This window comes from Paraburkholderia sp. FW306-2-2C-D06C (genome assembly GCF_058781505.1).
Genome location: NZ_JBYSWU010000001.1, coordinates 208942 through 224283, shown reverse-complemented (window position 1 = coordinate 224283; position 15342 = coordinate 208942). Strand labels below are relative to the sequence as shown.

Sequence of the window (15342 nt, the reverse complement as noted above, 5' to 3'; positions counted from 1 at the left end):
GGGGCTGTTGTTCTGGTGAAGGCCAGCAAGCGCCCAGGTTTTCTCGTGAGGCGATCGTATGGCGATTGTGAGGCAAGTTAGCTTCGCCAGGACGGCGGGCGTTTTTCGAGGAACGACGCGACGCCTTCGCGGCCTTCCGCGCCGGCTCGCGTGCGCGCGATGCGCGCCGCCGTGTCTTCGATCATCGCGTCGTTCAGTTCATAGCCCGCGATGTCCTGCACGAGCTGCTTGCACGCACGCACCGCTTGCGGGCCGTTCGCGCAGAGCGTTTCCGCGATTTGCTGGACCGTTGCATCGAGTTGCTCCGCCGCGACCGCTTCGCTCACCAGACCGAGCCGCAATGCCGTTGCGCAATCGAACTGCTCGGCGGTCGTGAAGTAGCGGCGCGAAGCCTGCTCGCCCAGCGCGCGAATCACGTAGGGCGCGATGGTGGCCGGGATCAAACCCAGACGCGCTTCCGACAGGCAAAAGCGCGCGCTATCCACCGCCACGACGATATCGCACGCCGAGATCAAGCCCATGCCGCCCGCGTAGGCGTCGCCGTTCACGCGCGCGATCACCGGCTTGTTGCAGCGATAGATCGACGACAGCATGGTCGCCAGCAACATGGCATCGGCGCGGTTCTCGTCGTCCGAGTAGCCAGCCATTTTCTTCATCCAGTTCAGATCGGCGCCCGCGCAGAACGCCTTGCCGTTCGCAGCCAGCACGACCGCGCGCACGTCGTCGCGTTCGTTCAAGGCGGTGAAGGCCGAGGTCACTTCGGCAATCATCGTTTCGTTGAACGCGTTGCGCACGTCCGGGCGATTCAGCGTGACCGCGGCGATCTGTCCGTCGATCGCGACATTCAGCGTTTCGTATTGCATGCTATGAGCTCCTGCGCTCAGCACAGCTTCACATTCTGAACACGCCGAAACGCGTGTCTTCGATTGGCGCATTCATGGTAGCCGAGAGGCCGAGACCGAGCACGTCGCGCGTTTGCGCCGGATCGATCACGCCGTCGTCCCACAGGCGCGCGCTCGCGTAGTACGGGTGGCCTTGATGCTCGTATTGATCGCGGATCGGCTGCTTGAACGCCTCTTCCTCTTCCGCGCTCCACGAACCGCCCTTGCCTTCGATACCGTCACGCTTGACGGTAGCCAGCACCGATGCAGCCTGCTCGCCGCCCATCACCGAGATGCGCGCGTTCGGCCACATCCACAGGAAGCGCGGCGAATACGCGCGGCCGCACATGCCGTAGTTGCCCGCACCGAACGAGCCGCCGATGATCACCGTGAACTTCGGCACCTTCGCCGTCGCCACGGCCGTCACCATCTTCGCGCCGTGACGCGCGATGCCTTCGTTTTCGTATTTGCGGCCCACCATGAAGCCGGTGATGTTCTGCAAAAACACCAGCGGAATCTTGCGCTGGCAGCACAGTTCGATGAAGTGCGCGCCCTTGAGCGCCGATTCCGAAAACAGAATGCCGTTGTTCGCAATGATGCCGACCGGATGCCCCCAGATATGCGCGAAGCCGGTTACGAGCGTGGTGCCGTAACGGGCCTTGAATTCGTCAAACGCGGAATCGTCGACGATGCGCGCGATCACTTCACGGATATCGAACGGCTTGCGCGTATCCACCGGAATCACGCCGTACATGCTCTTCACGTCGTAGCGCGGCGGCTTCGGCTCCTGCAACGCCACCGGCACCTGCTTCCTGCGATTCAGATTGCTGACGATGCTGCGCGCAATGCCCAACGCATGTGCGTCGTTCTGCGCGAGATGATCGACCACACCCGACAGACGCGTATGCACGTCGCCGCCGCCGAGGTCTTCCGCGCTCACCACTTCGCCGGTTGCGGCTTTGACGAGCGGCGGCCCGCCGAGAAAAATCGTCCCTTGATTCCTGACGATGATCGACTCGTCGCTCATGGCCGGCACATAGGCGCCGCCCGCGGTGCACGAACCCATCACGACGGCGATCTGCGGAATACCCGCCGCCGACAGATTCGCCTGGTTATAGAAGATGCGGCCGAAGTGATCGCGATCGGGGAACACCTCGTCCTGATTCGGCAGATTGGCGCCGCCCGAGTCGACCAGATACACGCACGGCAAATGATTTTCCGCGGCGATTTCCTGCGCGCGCACGTGCTTTTTGACGGTGACCGGATAGTACGTGCCGCCCTTGACCGTCGCGTCATTGCAGACGATCACGCATTCCTGCCCCGCAATGCGGCCGATGCCGGTGATCACGCCCGCGCCCGGCGCGTCGTTGTGGTACATGCCATAGGCTGCGAGTTGCGAGAACTCGAGAAACGGCGTGCCCGGATCGAGCAGTTTCTCGATGCGATCGCGCGGCAGCAGTTTGCCGCGGCCCGTGTGCTTGTCGCGCGCCGCCTGGCCGCCGCCCAGCGCGAGCTTGTCGATCTTCGCGCGAAGATCGGCGACCAGCGCTTCGAGCGCCGCCGCGTTGGCGCGGAAATCGTCCGAACGCGGATTCAGCTTTGATTCGATGATCGGCATTGCGTGGCTTCTCCTGTGTCGATCGGAGTTAGCGCTTTAGCGCTTACTCCGATCCCATGCAATTTGATTGCTGTCGACCAGAGTTAGCGCTTTAGCTGTCGGCCGGAGTTAGTGCTTCAGCACTTACTCCGGGCCCATGCAAAGCCCTTACTCTGGTCCCATGCAAGGTGGTTGCTATCGCCGCTTTTTTATGTGCCTGCACTGAGACAGCGCTGTTACGCGGCGTTGCCGCGCTGTGCTGTCGCGCGGTGCTGCCGCTCAAGCCGTTTCGGCAAACAGTTCGCGGCCAATCAGCATCCGACGGATTTCGCTGGTGCCCGCGCCGATTTCATAGAGTTTCGCATCGCGCCACAGACGGCCGACCGGGTACTCGTTGATGTAGCCGTTGCCGCCGAGAATCTGGATCGCTTCGCCGGCCATCCACGTGGCTTTTTCAGCGGTGTAGAGAATCACGCCAGCGCAGTCTTTTCGCACCTGGCGCACGTGTTCCTTGCCGAGCGTATCGAGCTGCCGGCCGACCGCGTACAGATACGCGCGGCACGCTTGCAGCGTGGTGTACATATCGGCGACTTTGCCTTGAATCAGCTGGAATTCGCCGATCGGCTGACCGAACTGTTTGCGGTCGTGGATATACGGCACGACCGCGTCCATCACCGCGACCATGATGCCGGTCGGGCCGCCCGCGAGCACCGCGCGCTCGTAGTCGAGGCCGCTCATCAGCACCTTCGCGCCGCCGTTCAGCTGACCGAGGATATTTTCTTCCGGCACTTCGACGTTCTCGAACACCAGTTCACCGGTATGCGAGCCGCGCATGCCGAGCTTGTCGAGCTTTTGCGCGACCGAAAAACCCTTCATGCCCTTCTCGACGATAAACGCGGTGATGCCGCGCGAATTCGCTTCGAGATCGGTCTTGGCATACACCACCAGCGTGTCGCAATCCGGGCCGTTGGTGATCCACATCTTGGTGCCGTTGAGCACGTAGTGGTCGCCCTTCCTGTCCGCGCGCAGTTTCATGCTGATCACGTCCGAGCCCGCGTTCGGCTCGCTCATGGCGAGCGCGCCGATGTGTTCGCCCGACACGAGTTTGGGCAAGTACTTCTGCTTTTGCGCTTCGGTGCCGTTGCGATGAATCTGGTTGACGCACAGATTCGAGTGCGCGCCGTAGGAGAGACCGACCGATGCCGAGGCGCGCGAGATTTCTTCCATCGCGATCATGTGCGCGGTGTAGCCCATGTTCGCGCCGCCGTATTCTTCCGCGACCGTCATGCCGAGCACGCCCAGATCGCCGAATTTGCGCCACAGGTCCATCGGGAATTGATCCGTGCGATCGATTTCCGCGGCACGCGGGGCGATTTCCTTGGCCGCGAAACCTGCGATGCTGTCACGCAGCATTTCGATTTCTTCACCGAGCGGGAATTGCAAACCGGGCAGGTTGCTCATTGCTGTGTCTCCAGAGTTCGTTGGCGGCCGGTCAGCCATGGTGGGCGCCGGCTTGTCTGAGTGCGGCTCAGCGGACGGCGTAGCCTTGTGGGCCGCACCCATCATCCCGCACGAGGCGCGAAACGTTCAAGGCGCATTTCACGCTAGATTTACGTAAGCGTCAATAGGTATTTTTGAGTGTTACTCATAAACTAGAACTTGCGCTCTTTCCGCCGCTCAGGCGTGATAGGATCGACGTCACCGGGGTTATCCGCCTCACAAATTTGAACTTGACTCATATGACGGTTGCCTTGAAGGCCGAGTTACCCGCCTCACGCCGCCAGCCGGCCGGGCGCAAGTCGCAGCAGCGCGTGAAAGAGATTCTTCAGGCGGGGCGCGACGTGTTCTCCGAGCGCGGCTACGAGCGCGCGACGACCGCGGAGATTGCCCAGCGCCTGGGCATATCCGAGGCAACTGTATTCAGTTATTTCCGCGGCAAGCGGGAGTTATGCGCGCGAGTGATCGGCGACTGGTATGACGAGATCATCGAGGCGATCGAATCCGGGTTGCCGCGTGACGGCAGTGTGCGTCAACAGTTTGCTTTCATTGTGCGAACGCATTTGCGGTTGATGCTGGTCAATGGCACTGACCTGTGCGCTTTGGTGTTGTCGGAGGGGCGGGCGCGGCATCATGAGCTTGGCGAAGCGCTGACCGAGTTGCAGCGCCGGTATACCGCGCCGTTGATGCGCGTGTTGGCGCAGGGACAGGAGACTGGGCAGATACGCTCCGACATGCCATTGCGGTTATTGCGTTCAATAGTGTTTGGGCCGATGGAACACGTGCTTTGGGACGCTACGTTGGCGAATCGGCATATCGATATCGACGCGACCGCGGATCAGTTGATCGATGTTTTGTGGAGCGCGCTGATGCCGCCGGATGTGGCGGTTAATGCTTTGCGGCGATTCAAGGCTGAGGTGGATGAAGCTGCCCGGCGGTTCGAAGAGTCTTCAAAGAAGGCACCGGGTGGCGCGCGCGGTGAGCGAAAGCCAGAGGATTAGGGTTGTGCCCGGGGCGTTGGTAAAACTGACAAACCAGCGCCGCAAAGGCAAAAAAATCCGCTAATCTATCCCTCCCCAGCGGAGCCAGAACGCGTGGAGCGCCCCAATGCCAACGGCCAAAAATCCAACCATCAAAATCGGCATAGGCGGCTGGACCTACGCACCCTGGCGAGGCACCTTCTACCCGTCAGACCTGGCCCAAACCCGCGAACTGCAATACGCGAGCCAAAACCTGACGTCGATAGAAATCAACGGCACCTTCTACGGCCTGCAAAAGCCGTCCAGCTACGAGAAGTGGTACCAGGAAACGCCGGAAAACTTCGTCTTCTCCTTGAAAGCCCCTCGCTATGCGACAAACAGAAAAGTCCTGGCGCAAGCCAATGAAACCATAGAACGATTTTTCGCCAGCGGCGTATTGCTGCTCAAGCAAAAACTCGGGCCCATCAACTGGCAATTCGCACCAACCAAAAAATTCGACACAGAAGACTTCGAAGCTTTCCTGAAACTGCTGCCGCAAAGCATCGAAGGTCAAAAACTGCGGCACGCAATCGAAGTCCGCCACGAAAGCTTCAAAACCCCGGAATTCATCGCGCTAGCCAGAAAATACCAGGTGGCAATCGTGCTGTCGGGCGACAGCGACTACCCGCAAATCGCCGACATCACCGCGCCATTCGTCTACGTCCGCATCATGGGCACAACAGACCAACAGGCCAAAGGCTATTCGACCCAAGCCCTCGACGCGTGGGCCGAACGCGCCCGCCAGCTTGCCACCGGCAAAACACCCGAAGACCTGGAAACAGCCGCCGCCGCGCCGGCTAAAACATCCGCATGCGACGTCTATCTGTATGTCATCAGCGGCTTCAAGGAACGCAATCCGGCCGCCGCCATGGCGCTGATCAAACGCCTCTGAGAACCATCATCATCATCGCGGCAACACCACGCGAGTGTCATAATCCCGGCAGCGAACCAGCAAGCAGGCCTTCAGCCATCGAGGCCATTTCATCATCACGGCCCGGGAGAACATTTTGAGCGTCATCGACAATCCTCTGCACGATCAGGAAGTCGGCTCTGCCGACGCCACCCAGGACACCACGCGCATCGACGACGTTCGTATCGGCGCGGTACGTCCGCTCATTTCCCCTGCCCTGTTGCAGGATGAACTGCCGGTACCGCCCGCAGTACAGACACTCGTCGAAGAAAGCCGCGTGGCGATCGCCGACATCCTGCACGACCGCGACGATCGCCTCGTGATGATCGTCGGACCCTGCTCGATCCACGATCACGATCAGGCAATCGAATACGCACACCGGCTCAAGAAAGCCGCCGACACCTACAAGGACGATCTGCTGATCGTGATGCGGGTCTACTTCGAAAAACCGCGCACGACAGTGGGCTGGAAAGGCTATATCAACGATCCGCGTCTCGACGGCAGCTTCCATATCAACGAGGGGCTGCGCCTCGCACGGCAACTGCTGCTGGACATCAACGGTCTCGGCCTGCCGACGGCCACCGAATTTCTCGACTTGCTGAGCCCGCAATACATCGCGGATCTGGTCGCGTGGGGCGCGATCGGCGCGCGCACGACCGAGAGCCAGAGTCACCGGCAGCTTGCATCGGGACTGAGCTGCCCGATCGGCTTCAAGAACGGCACCGACGGCGGCGTGCAAATCGCCGCGGATGCCATCGTCGCGGCGCGCGCAAGTCACGCGTTCATGGGCATGACCAAGATGGGCATGGCCGCGATCTTCGAAACGCGCGGCAACGACGACGCGCATGTGATTCTGCGCGGCGGCAAGCAAGGGCCGAATTACGACAGCGCGTCAGTCGAGGCAACCTGCGCGGCGCTCAAATCAGCCGGACTGCGCGAGCAGGTCATGATCGACTGTTCACACGCGAATTCGGGCAAGTCTCACTTGCGTCAACTGGAGGTGGTGCAGGATATCGCGCGGCAACTGTCGCAGCGCGAGCGCCGCATCATTGGCGTCATGCTGGAAAGTCATCTGGAAGAAGGCCGGCAGGATCTGAAGCCTGGCGTGCCGCTGCGCTACGGCGTGTCGATTACCGATGCGTGCGTGAGCTGGGCGCAGACCGAACCGGTGCTCGAAGCGCTCGCCGAAGCTACCCGGCAACGGCGCGCGGGCTGATCGCGGCAAGGCGCGCATCGCAAGCGCACTACGCGCACTACGCGCACTACGCGCACCGAGCGCACCACGCGCAATAAGCGCAATAGCGCAATAGCGCACCGCAAGGCGCACTAGAAGCACCGCACGCGCCGCACCAACCGCCGATTGTTTACGTCACCGGGGTTGGGCTGAGCGTTGTTCCTCACGCCCGATGCATCGCTCGCCGCACGTTCCGGCGGCGGGCGTCGGTGCGCCGGCGCGAGGCGCGTTGCATTACGACGCGTTGACGGCTTCCTTGAACGCCTTGCCGGCGGTGAACTTCACCGTCTTGGCTGCCGCGATCTGGATCTCGGCACCCGTCGACGGATTGCGGCCCACGCGTGCAGCACGCGCGCCGGTCGAGAAAGAACCGAAACCGACCAGTTGCACCGTATCACCGCCCACCACTGCTGCGGTTACCGCGTCGACGATTGCGTCGATGGTTTGGCCCGTGGCCGCTTTGCTTTCGCCCGTCGCTGCGGCGACTGCATCAATCAGTTCCTGTTTGTTCATAGCACTTCCCGTATGGTAATCATGGAACCGGCGCCACATCTGTCGCGCCGGGACCGACACACTAACGCATAGGCGCGGGTTCACGCAAACCTTGGGTGTAAGCCTTGTATCACCCGCCCAGCGGCAATTTGACGTTTTTTTGCCGCAAAGTGCCATAAGAATCGCGAGCTTACGGTTTCGTCTCGCCTTACAAGACGCCGCCGCGCATCACAATCCGTTGCAATTTCAGTGCTTTAGCGTGGGCCGGCCACAGCTGGCGGGCTTTTCCCGCTATGTTATGGCGGAAACGCAAACAGCCGGTTTTCGCCGTCGACAGCGCGCGCGGCAATTAAAGATTTGCGAGTTAAAAACGATGAAATTTCGCCAGATTGCAACATGGGCTCTGCTCGCCGCGTCGTCTTGCGCGCTCGCGGCGACCGACGACGGCGCGTGCGCCACACTGGTGGGCACGGCAAATTCAGCCATGCCGCAGAGCTTCCAGCTGCGTGACGGCGAGCCGGTCGACCTCGTCAGCGGCACAAAAACCGTGCATGGCAAGCTGCTGGTCTTCGACGACGGCGGCACGTATCGCGCGTACTGGCAGCCCGAAAATAGCGCTGAAAAATATGTGCTGGCGAATGCCGGCCTGAACAGCGTCCGCTTGATCTCCACACCCACTCAGGGTACGCCGGCAAAAAATGGCGAACCTGGAACGACGCTCGCACCCCAGCGCGTGCTGTCTTGTCCGGCGCTCTGACGCAATAATTCTTGCTGAACCCGCTAGCAATCCAGGTGTTGCGCGAGACCGATCGGAAGTCCGAAGCAAGCGACGAAGCTACTTTTGCGGCGCGTCGGCGGTGGTTTTCGGCACGCACCCCATCAGATAGAACTCGTCGTTCGGGCGCATGGAAATGACGTTCGCCATCCTGTTCGACAGGCCGAAAAACGCGGTAATTGCCGCAATATCCCAGACGTCTTCGTCGGAAAAACCGTGCTCGCGCAGGGTCTGGAAATCGGTGTCGTCGACCGCACCGGACTCGCGGCAGACCTTCAGCGCGAAGTCGAGCATCGCCTTCTGACGCGCGGTGATGTCCGCCTTGCGATGATTGACGGCGACCTGATCCGCGAGCAGCGGCGCCTTTTCGTAAATGCGCAGAATCGCGCCGTGCGCGACCACGCAGTACAGGCAATCATTCACCGCGCTGGTTGCGACGACGATCATTTCGCGCTCGCCTTTGGTGAGACCTCCTTCCTTGAGCATCAGCGCATCGTGATACGCAAAAAACGCGCGGAATTCATCCGGGCGATGCGCCAGCGTCAAGAACACGTTCGGGACAAAGCCGGCTTTCTCCTGCACTTCGAGGATGCGGGCCCGGATGTCGTCGGGCCATTCACCTGGCTCCGGCACGGGGTAGCGGCTGATCGGCTGAAGGTTTGCCATGGCGTGTCTCCGTTGTCTATGTAGGTGTGTAGGCGCACGACGATTGTAGCAACCGGGCCGCGGCCTCGCCGGCCTGCGCCGCCGCGATGCTCGCGCCCGATCGACGCACGCGTCGCCTCGTCCATGCCGGTATCTGGCTAGCGCTTCCAGAAGCACTGACAATCCTGTATTTTCGACTGATTAAATCTCGAAAATCGAGAGGCTCTATGGATCGTCTGGAGGCAATGTCAATCTTCGTGGCAGCGGCGGAAACCGGCAGTTTTTCCGCCGCCAGCCGCAAGCTCGGCACGCCGCTGCCTACCGTCAGCCGCAAGGTGGCGGAACTCGAAGCCCATCTGAACGCACGGCTGCTGGTCCGCTCCACGCGCCAGCTGACATTGACCGACGCAGGCACCGCCTACCTTGCCGCCTGCAAGCAGATTCTCGAGCAGGTGACCGATGCGGAAAGCGCGGCATCGGGCGAATACAGCACGCCGCGCGGCGATCTGGTCGTCACCGCGCCAATGGTGTTCGGGCGCCTGAATGTGCTGCCCATCGTCAACGATTTCCTCGCGACATTTCCGGAAATCGCGGTGCAGCTGATGCTGGCGGACCGCACGCTGCATCTGCTCGACGAGCACATCGACGTGGCCTTGCGGATTGGCAAACTGCCCGACAGCAGTATGGTCGCCAGCCAGGTCGGCACCCTGTCCCGGGTGGTCTGCGCCAGTCCGCATTTCCTCGCAGAGCGCGGCACGCCGAAGACCCCTGAGGATCTTGCCGGCTTCGCCTGCGTGAATTTCGACGCGCTGCCATCCGGGCCGATCTGGACCTTCGCGGCGCGCGGCGCGCGGCAGCAGCAGGCGGTGCCGATCCAGCCGCGCCTGTCCGTCAATACCGCGGAAGCCGCCATCGACGCGGCCATCGCCGGCGTGGGGCTCACGCGCGTGCTGTCATATCAGGCTGCGCGTGCTGTAGAGGAAGGCAAGCTGCAACTGGTGCTGCGGGAATTCGAGCCCGAACCGATTCCGGTCAGCCTGATGCATGCGGGACAAGGACCATTGCCGCTGAAAACGCGCAGTTTCATCGACTTCGCCGTGCCGAGGTTGCGTGCTGCTCTGCTTGAGGATAATGAGCGCCTGCGCGGGGGGAATACTGCGCGGCGCTGATTTTCAATCATGAGCGGCGCACTCGCCGTCTACACGCTGGGCTTGCGTGAAAGCCGGCGTCAGCCCGATCGATCGTCGTCGATGGGCTGAGCCGGTTCCGCGTAAGACCGCAAGGCTAGTGCCTAGCGCTCAGCAACCTTGCGTTGCCGCCACAGACACAGCAGATCGCATGCGATATGCGCGGCGGCTATCGCGGTGATCTCGCTCTGGTCATATGCGGGCGCCACCTCCACGACATCCGCGCCCACCAGATTCAACGCCCCGAGCCCGCGCACGATGGCGAGCCCCTGCGCCGACGACAAACCGCCCGCCACCGGCGTGCCCGTGCCCGGTGCGAACGCCGGATCGAGACAATCGATATCGAAAGTCAGATACGCGGGCCGCTCGCCGACAATCGACGTGACCCGCTCCACCGCGGCACGCGCACCGTGCTCGTGGACCCACGCGGCGTCGAGAATATTAATGCCCATGAAGTCGTCGTTCCACGTGCGGATGCCGACCTGCACCGAGGTCTTCGGATCGATCAGACCGTCCTTCACCGCCTTGTAGAACATCGAACCGTGGTTCAGGCTGTCCGGACTGTCGTCCGCCCACGTATCGCAATGCGCGTCGAAATGGATCAGCGAGAGCGGCTTGCCGTACTTCTCCGCATGCGCGATCAGCAGCGGATAGGTAATGTAATGATCGCCGCCGAGGGTCAGCATCTTCGCGTCCGAGCGCAGGATCGTGCGTGCGTGCTCGACAATCGATTCCTTGATCGTCAGCGGATTGTGCGCGTCGAACCAGCAGTCGCCGTAGTCGGTCACAGCGAGATCGTCGAACGGATTGAAGCCCCAGGGATAGGGATGCAGCTCCGACAGCTGCACACTGGCCGCGCGCACCGCTGCGGGGCCGAGACGTGCGCCCGAGCGGAACGTGGTGGCCAGATCGAGCGGCACGCCGGAGACCACGACATCGACATCGTCGAGTTCACGGGTGTACTTGCGGCGCATGAACGACAACACACCCGCATAGGTGTTTTCGATCGAGGAGCCATAGAGCGACGAACGGCGGATCGCGCCGTCGCCGTAGACGAGTTCAGTCATAGATGACCTGATACCTGATAGACATGCCGGCGCCGCACGCGAAGCTTCCTGGTGATGCGTGCAGCGTCCGGCCTCGGATTCATTGGGAACGCGGCGGCGCCTTGTCCGCACGCTGCCGCGCTGGCTTGGCGAACTTTAGCGCAGCCGCACCAGCGTGGACTTCAGCTCGGTGTACTTCTCCAGCGCGTGCAACGACTTGTCGCGGCCGTTGCCCGATTGCTTGTAGCCGCCGAACGGGAAGTTCATGTCCCCGCCTTCGTCGTAGCAATTGACCCACACCGTGCCCGCGCGCAGTTTGCGCGACACCTCGTGCGCGGTGGTCAGGTTCGCGGTCCAGAGCGCGGCAGCGAGACCGTACTCGCTGTCATTGGCAATCCTGATCGCTTCCTCAACGGTGTCGAACGTAATCACCGACAACACCGGCCCGAAGATTTCCTCGCGCGCGACCTTCGCGCCGGCCGCCGGAATCTCAAAGATGGTCGGTTCGATATAGAAGCCGCCAGTCTCTTCTTTCACGCGCGAGCCGCCGAGCAGCAACTTTGCTTCGGCGCGGCCCGCTTCGATATAGCCGAGCACGCGTTCGAGCTGCACGTTATCGACAATCGCACCCATCGAGGTTTGCGGATCCAGCGGATTGCCCGGCGTGTAGCTGCGGGCCGCCGCGATCAGCTTGTCGAGGAACGCGTCCTTGATGTCGCGATGCACGAGCAGGCGCGAACCCGCCGTGCACATTTCGCCCATGTTGTAGAAGATCGCGCCGGCAGCGGCATTCGCGGCGCGGTCGAGGTCGGGGCAATCCGGCATCACGATGTTCGGCGACTTGCCGCCGAGTTCGAGCCACACGCGCTTCAGATTCGATTGCCCGGCGTACTGCATGATCAGCTTGCCGACGTTGGTCGAGCCGGTGAAGGCGAGACAGTCCACGTCCTGATGCAGCGCCAGCAGCTTGCCCGGCTCGCCCGCACCCGGCACGACGTTGAACACGCCGGCGGGAATGCCGGCCTCGAAAGCGAGTTGCGCGAGGCGGATCGCGGTGAGCGGCGATTTCTCCGAAGGCTTGAGCACCACGCTGTTGCCCGCGGCCAGCGCCGGCCCGAATTTCCACGACGCCATCAGGATCGGGAAATTCCACGGCACCACCGCGGCGACCACGCCGATCGGCTCGCGCGTGACGAGCCCCACCAGATGATGATCGGCCGGCGCCACTTCGCCGCCGACCTTGTCGATCGCCTCGGCGAACCACTCGACGCAATAGGCCGCGCCCGGCACGTCCACAGTGGTCGTGTCGGCGATCGGCTTGCCGGCGTCCAGCGTTTCAAGCAGCGACAGTTCGTCGAGATGCTCACGGATCGACGCCGCCCAGCGCAACAGAATCGCCTTGCGCTTGCGCGGATTCAGGCCGGCCCACACGCCCGCATCGAATGCGCGGCGGGCGGCCGCCACCGCGGCGTCGACGTCCGCCGCGCCGCTATCGGCGACCTTGGCGAGCAGCTTGCCGTCGATCGGGCTCAGGCAGTCGAACGTGCGGCCGCTGGCAGCGTCGCGGTATTCGCCGTCGATAAACGCACGGCTTTCGATTGAAAGCGCAGCGGCCTTGTCTTGCCAGAAAGCGAGAGTTTTCTTGTCCATCAGGATGCCTCAATGTTGTGCGCACGACGCCTATCGGCATCGACTTCATGCGGCATTGAACAGCGTCGCGGCGCGTTGGCGCGGAGTCTTCAGAAAGTTGGCGGCGAATTGGCCGACACGATCTCGCAGAGATGCTCCGCGCTGGGATTGCGAAAACGATGCGGTAAACGGCTTTCGAAGTAGTAGCTGTCGCCGGGATCGAGCAGCCACGTGGTGCCGTCGACGGTCAATTCGATCTGACCGCTGACCACCACGCCGCCCTCGTGCCCCGCGTGTTCCAGCATTTCCGGCCCGGTGTCCGACAGAGGCTGGTAGACCTCGCGCAGAATGCCCATGTTGCGGTCCTTCACACTTGCGCCCGCCAGATAGAACTCGATCGACTCATTGCCGAGGTTCGGCATGTCCGCGCGGCGCGACACCACCGATCGCGCCACTTCGACTTCGAAGGTAAAGAACTCGGCAAGACTCATAGGTATGCATTCGAGCAGTTTCTTCAGCGAGCCGACCGACGGGCTCACGCGGTTCTGCTCGATCAGCGAGATCGTGCCGTTGGTCACGCCCGCCCGCTTGGCCAGCTCTCGCTGCGACAGACCATTCTTCTTACGGATGTACTGCAGGCGGGTCGCTACTTCGATGGACATCGCTAAATTCTCTGACATAGGAAGACGATCGGGAACGCCTGGATCGAGGCAATACGCTGTGCGCGAGTGTTGAATATTCTAATCACTTTAATCATCGCGCCTTTGGGGAAAACCCTGAAAGCATTCCGAAATATGCATTACGCAACGACCGTTCCCACTGGGCGGAATTTTAGCCATGCCCTGGGGAAAGCCCTTATAAATCTTTTATAAAAATGATTTGACGGCTTTATTGGCTCGTATACGATGGTTCTCAGGCGATCGTCATGCTGGCGTCACGAAGCACGAAAAGGTGTTTTGCGATGTAGCGAATCAGCTTCGCTACAGCTTAAGGCGATCATCCCAGCGTCCTGTTTCTTTAAACGCCCGGTATGTTTTTCGAGCAGGCCGTTCAATACTTTCAACGTCGCTAGTCGAGTGTAATCGTGAGAGTCCGAGGCCCTTTGGTGAGATGGAATCGTAGTCAGGCGAGATGTCTTCGCGCTGACAGCGCCATCGCCGACGGCAGCAACGGCAGCCTTGCGTTCCGCCGCTTTCTGTCCGTCTTCACGATCCTGTCCCGCCGTTCAGTTCGACGTCACAACTCTATCTCCGCGCGCGCCTTCATTGCTGTGCGCACGGACGAAGTCGCATCGCTGCTGCCGTAGCGCCTCCCTCCTTTTCGCTGTTCGATTCGTCCGTTTGCGTGAACGCGCTCTATCGAGCCATGCGTTCGTGCATGTGCGGTGCCGTCTGCCGCCTGCACGCTTCACGCGATTCAGACTGGTTGCGCACCGCAGCGGATCAAATCGAACAGCCTGCCTGATTACCACGCGCGGTGCGCTCCGTTGCCAGCGACCGCCTGCACTACCCCGGCGGTCTGGCGCCTTGCGCCCGGCTGCGGAATCGTGCCGCGCCGGGTTTAACGTTGTTCATGCGGCGTCCCGCGGGAACACACACGTCTATTCGTTATGCGAACCAAACCTCTAGTCGGCATCAGCGCCGACAGAACGATGATGGGAGTCCACCCGTCGCATGTGGTCGGCGAAAAGTACATTGCCGCGATCGTGGACGGCTCACAGGCGCTGGCGATGCTGTTGCCGGCGCTCGGCGAGCGTCAGTCCACGGCCGACGTGCTGGCCACCGTCGATGGCCTGCTGTTTACCGGCAGCTATTCGAATGTCGAGCCGCATCGCTACGGCGGCCATCCCAGCGCGCCGGGCACGCTGCACGACGCCGCACGCGATGCGACGACGCTGCCGCTGCTGCGTGCCGCCATCGACGCCGGCGTGCCGGTGCTGGCGGTGTGCCGCGGCTTCCAGGAAATGAACGTGGTTTTCGGCGGGACGCTGCATCAATGCGTTCACGCGGTGGCCGGCTTCAATGACCACCGCGAGAACAAGGAAGACGACCTCGACGTGCAATACGCACCGTCGCATCCGATCACGCTGACGCAGGGCGGCTTGTTGCAGCGTCTTGCCGGCGGCACGGATGAAGCGCGTGTGAATTCACTGCACGGTCAGGGCGTCGAGCGGTTGGGCGCCGGGCTCGTGGCTGAAGCCACAGCCCCGGACGGATTGATCGAAGCAGTCAGCGTGAAAGACGCGCGCGCCTTCGCCCTAGGTGTGCAGTGGCACCCGGAGTGGAAGCACGCGAACGACGCGCTGTCCACCGCGATCTTCCGCGCTTTCGGCGACGCCTGCCGCGATCGAATGCGCACCAAGGCCGGCTATGGCGCGGCATCCGCCGCCGCCACGCATGCCTGAGCCGGTCGCGCACCAAAACTGAGAGA

General features: G+C 62.0%; 15 protein-coding genes. 7 read left to right on the top strand and 8 right to left on the bottom strand.

Features of this window, described 5'->3' with window-relative positions; genetic code table 11:
- Positions 1-77 precede the first annotated feature (77 nt).
- The 3 genes from AC3WLT_RS01005 to AC3WLT_RS00995 all read right to left on the bottom strand — a co-directional run bounded on the left by AC3WLT_RS01005 (position 78) and on the right by AC3WLT_RS00995 (position 3939).
- The gene (locus tag AC3WLT_RS01005) at positions 78-863 is read right to left on the bottom strand and encodes an enoyl-CoA hydratase/isomerase family protein (RefSeq protein ID WP_492589902.1); all 786 of its coding nucleotides are present in this window, start codon (positions 861-863) and stop codon (positions 78-80) included.
- Between the two features lie 28 nt (positions 864-891).
- Positions 892-2499, bottom strand: coding sequence for a carboxyl transferase domain-containing protein (locus AC3WLT_RS01000; RefSeq protein ID WP_492589900.1), 1608 nt, complete (start codon positions 2497-2499; stop codon positions 892-894).
- 258 nt (positions 2500-2757) lie between these two features.
- Positions 2758-3939: an isovaleryl-CoA dehydrogenase gene (locus AC3WLT_RS00995; protein WP_492589898.1), complete on the bottom strand. Its 1182-nt coding sequence runs from the start codon at positions 3937-3939 to the stop codon at positions 2758-2760.
- 278 nt (positions 3940-4217) lie between these two features.
- On the opposite strand from AC3WLT_RS00995, the gene AC3WLT_RS00990 reads away from it, so the two are divergent.
- The 3 genes from AC3WLT_RS00990 (at position 4218) to AC3WLT_RS00980 (ending at position 7120) form a co-directional block, all read left to right on the top strand.
- A complete protein-coding gene (locus AC3WLT_RS00990) occupies positions 4218-4976 on the top strand; it encodes a TetR/AcrR family transcriptional regulator (protein ID WP_492589896.1) in 759 nt (252 codons plus the stop codon).
- A gap of 106 nt (positions 4977-5082) precedes the next feature.
- Positions 5083-5886, top strand: a complete 804-nt coding sequence (locus AC3WLT_RS00985; RefSeq protein ID WP_492589895.1) for a DUF72 domain-containing protein — start codon at positions 5083-5085, stop codon at positions 5884-5886.
- A gap of 115 nt (positions 5887-6001) precedes the next feature.
- Positions 6002-7120, top strand: coding sequence for a 3-deoxy-7-phosphoheptulonate synthase (locus tag AC3WLT_RS00980; protein ID WP_492589893.1), 1119 nt, complete (start codon positions 6002-6004; stop codon positions 7118-7120).
- A gap of 252 nt (positions 7121-7372) precedes the next feature.
- Here AC3WLT_RS00980 and AC3WLT_RS00975 read toward each other — a convergent pair whose 3' ends face one another.
- Complete coding sequence (locus tag AC3WLT_RS00975; RefSeq protein WP_115104412.1) at positions 7373-7651, bottom strand: HU family DNA-binding protein; 279 nt, start codon at positions 7649-7651, stop codon at positions 7373-7375.
- A 352-nt stretch (positions 7652-8003) separates the two neighbouring features.
- On the opposite strand from AC3WLT_RS00975, the gene AC3WLT_RS00970 reads away from it, so the two are divergent.
- Positions 8004-8387, top strand: a complete 384-nt coding sequence (locus tag AC3WLT_RS00970) for a hypothetical protein (protein ID WP_492590126.1) — start codon at positions 8004-8006, stop codon at positions 8385-8387.
- A gap of 78 nt (positions 8388-8465) precedes the next feature.
- On the opposite strand, the gene AC3WLT_RS00965 is transcribed toward AC3WLT_RS00970, so the two are convergent.
- Positions 8466-9071 carry a peroxidase-related enzyme gene (locus AC3WLT_RS00965; RefSeq protein ID WP_492589891.1) on the bottom strand — a complete coding sequence of 202 codons (606 nt, stop codon included), beginning with the start codon at positions 9069-9071 and terminating at the stop codon, positions 8466-8468.
- Between the two features lie 206 nt (positions 9072-9277).
- Here AC3WLT_RS00965 and AC3WLT_RS00960 point away from each other — a divergent pair, with 206 nt between their 5' ends.
- Positions 9278-10219 carry a LysR family transcriptional regulator gene (locus tag AC3WLT_RS00960; RefSeq protein WP_492590124.1) on the top strand — a complete coding sequence of 314 codons (942 nt, stop codon included), beginning with the start codon at positions 9278-9280 and terminating at the stop codon, positions 10217-10219.
- 122 nt (positions 10220-10341) lie between these two features.
- Here the strand turns inward: AC3WLT_RS00960 and speB are convergent, their stop codons facing one another.
- The 3 genes from speB to AC3WLT_RS00945 all read right to left on the bottom strand — a co-directional run bounded on the left by speB (position 10342) and on the right by AC3WLT_RS00945 (position 13574).
- Complete coding sequence (gene speB / locus AC3WLT_RS00955; RefSeq protein WP_492589889.1) at positions 10342-11304, bottom strand: agmatinase; 963 nt, start codon at positions 11302-11304, stop codon at positions 10342-10344.
- A 135-nt stretch (positions 11305-11439) separates the two neighbouring features.
- Positions 11440-12933 carry an aldehyde dehydrogenase gene (locus AC3WLT_RS00950; RefSeq protein WP_492589888.1) on the bottom strand — a complete coding sequence of 498 codons (1494 nt, stop codon included), beginning with the start codon at positions 12931-12933 and terminating at the stop codon, positions 11440-11442.
- A gap of 89 nt (positions 12934-13022) precedes the next feature.
- Entirely contained in the window at positions 13023-13574 is a 552-nt protein-coding gene (locus AC3WLT_RS00945; RefSeq protein WP_492589886.1) for a cupin domain-containing protein, read from the bottom strand.
- Positions 13575-13996: 422 nt separating this feature from the next.
- Between AC3WLT_RS00945 and AC3WLT_RS00940 the strand changes: the two genes are divergently transcribed.
- Positions 13997-14218, top strand: a complete 222-nt coding sequence (locus tag AC3WLT_RS00940) for a hypothetical protein (RefSeq protein ID WP_492589884.1) — start codon at positions 13997-13999, stop codon at positions 14216-14218.
- Between the two features lie 303 nt (positions 14219-14521).
- Entirely contained in the window at positions 14522-15316 is a 795-nt protein-coding gene (locus tag AC3WLT_RS00935) for a gamma-glutamyl-gamma-aminobutyrate hydrolase family protein (RefSeq protein ID WP_492589882.1), read from the top strand.
- Positions 15317-15342 lie beyond the last annotated feature (26 nt).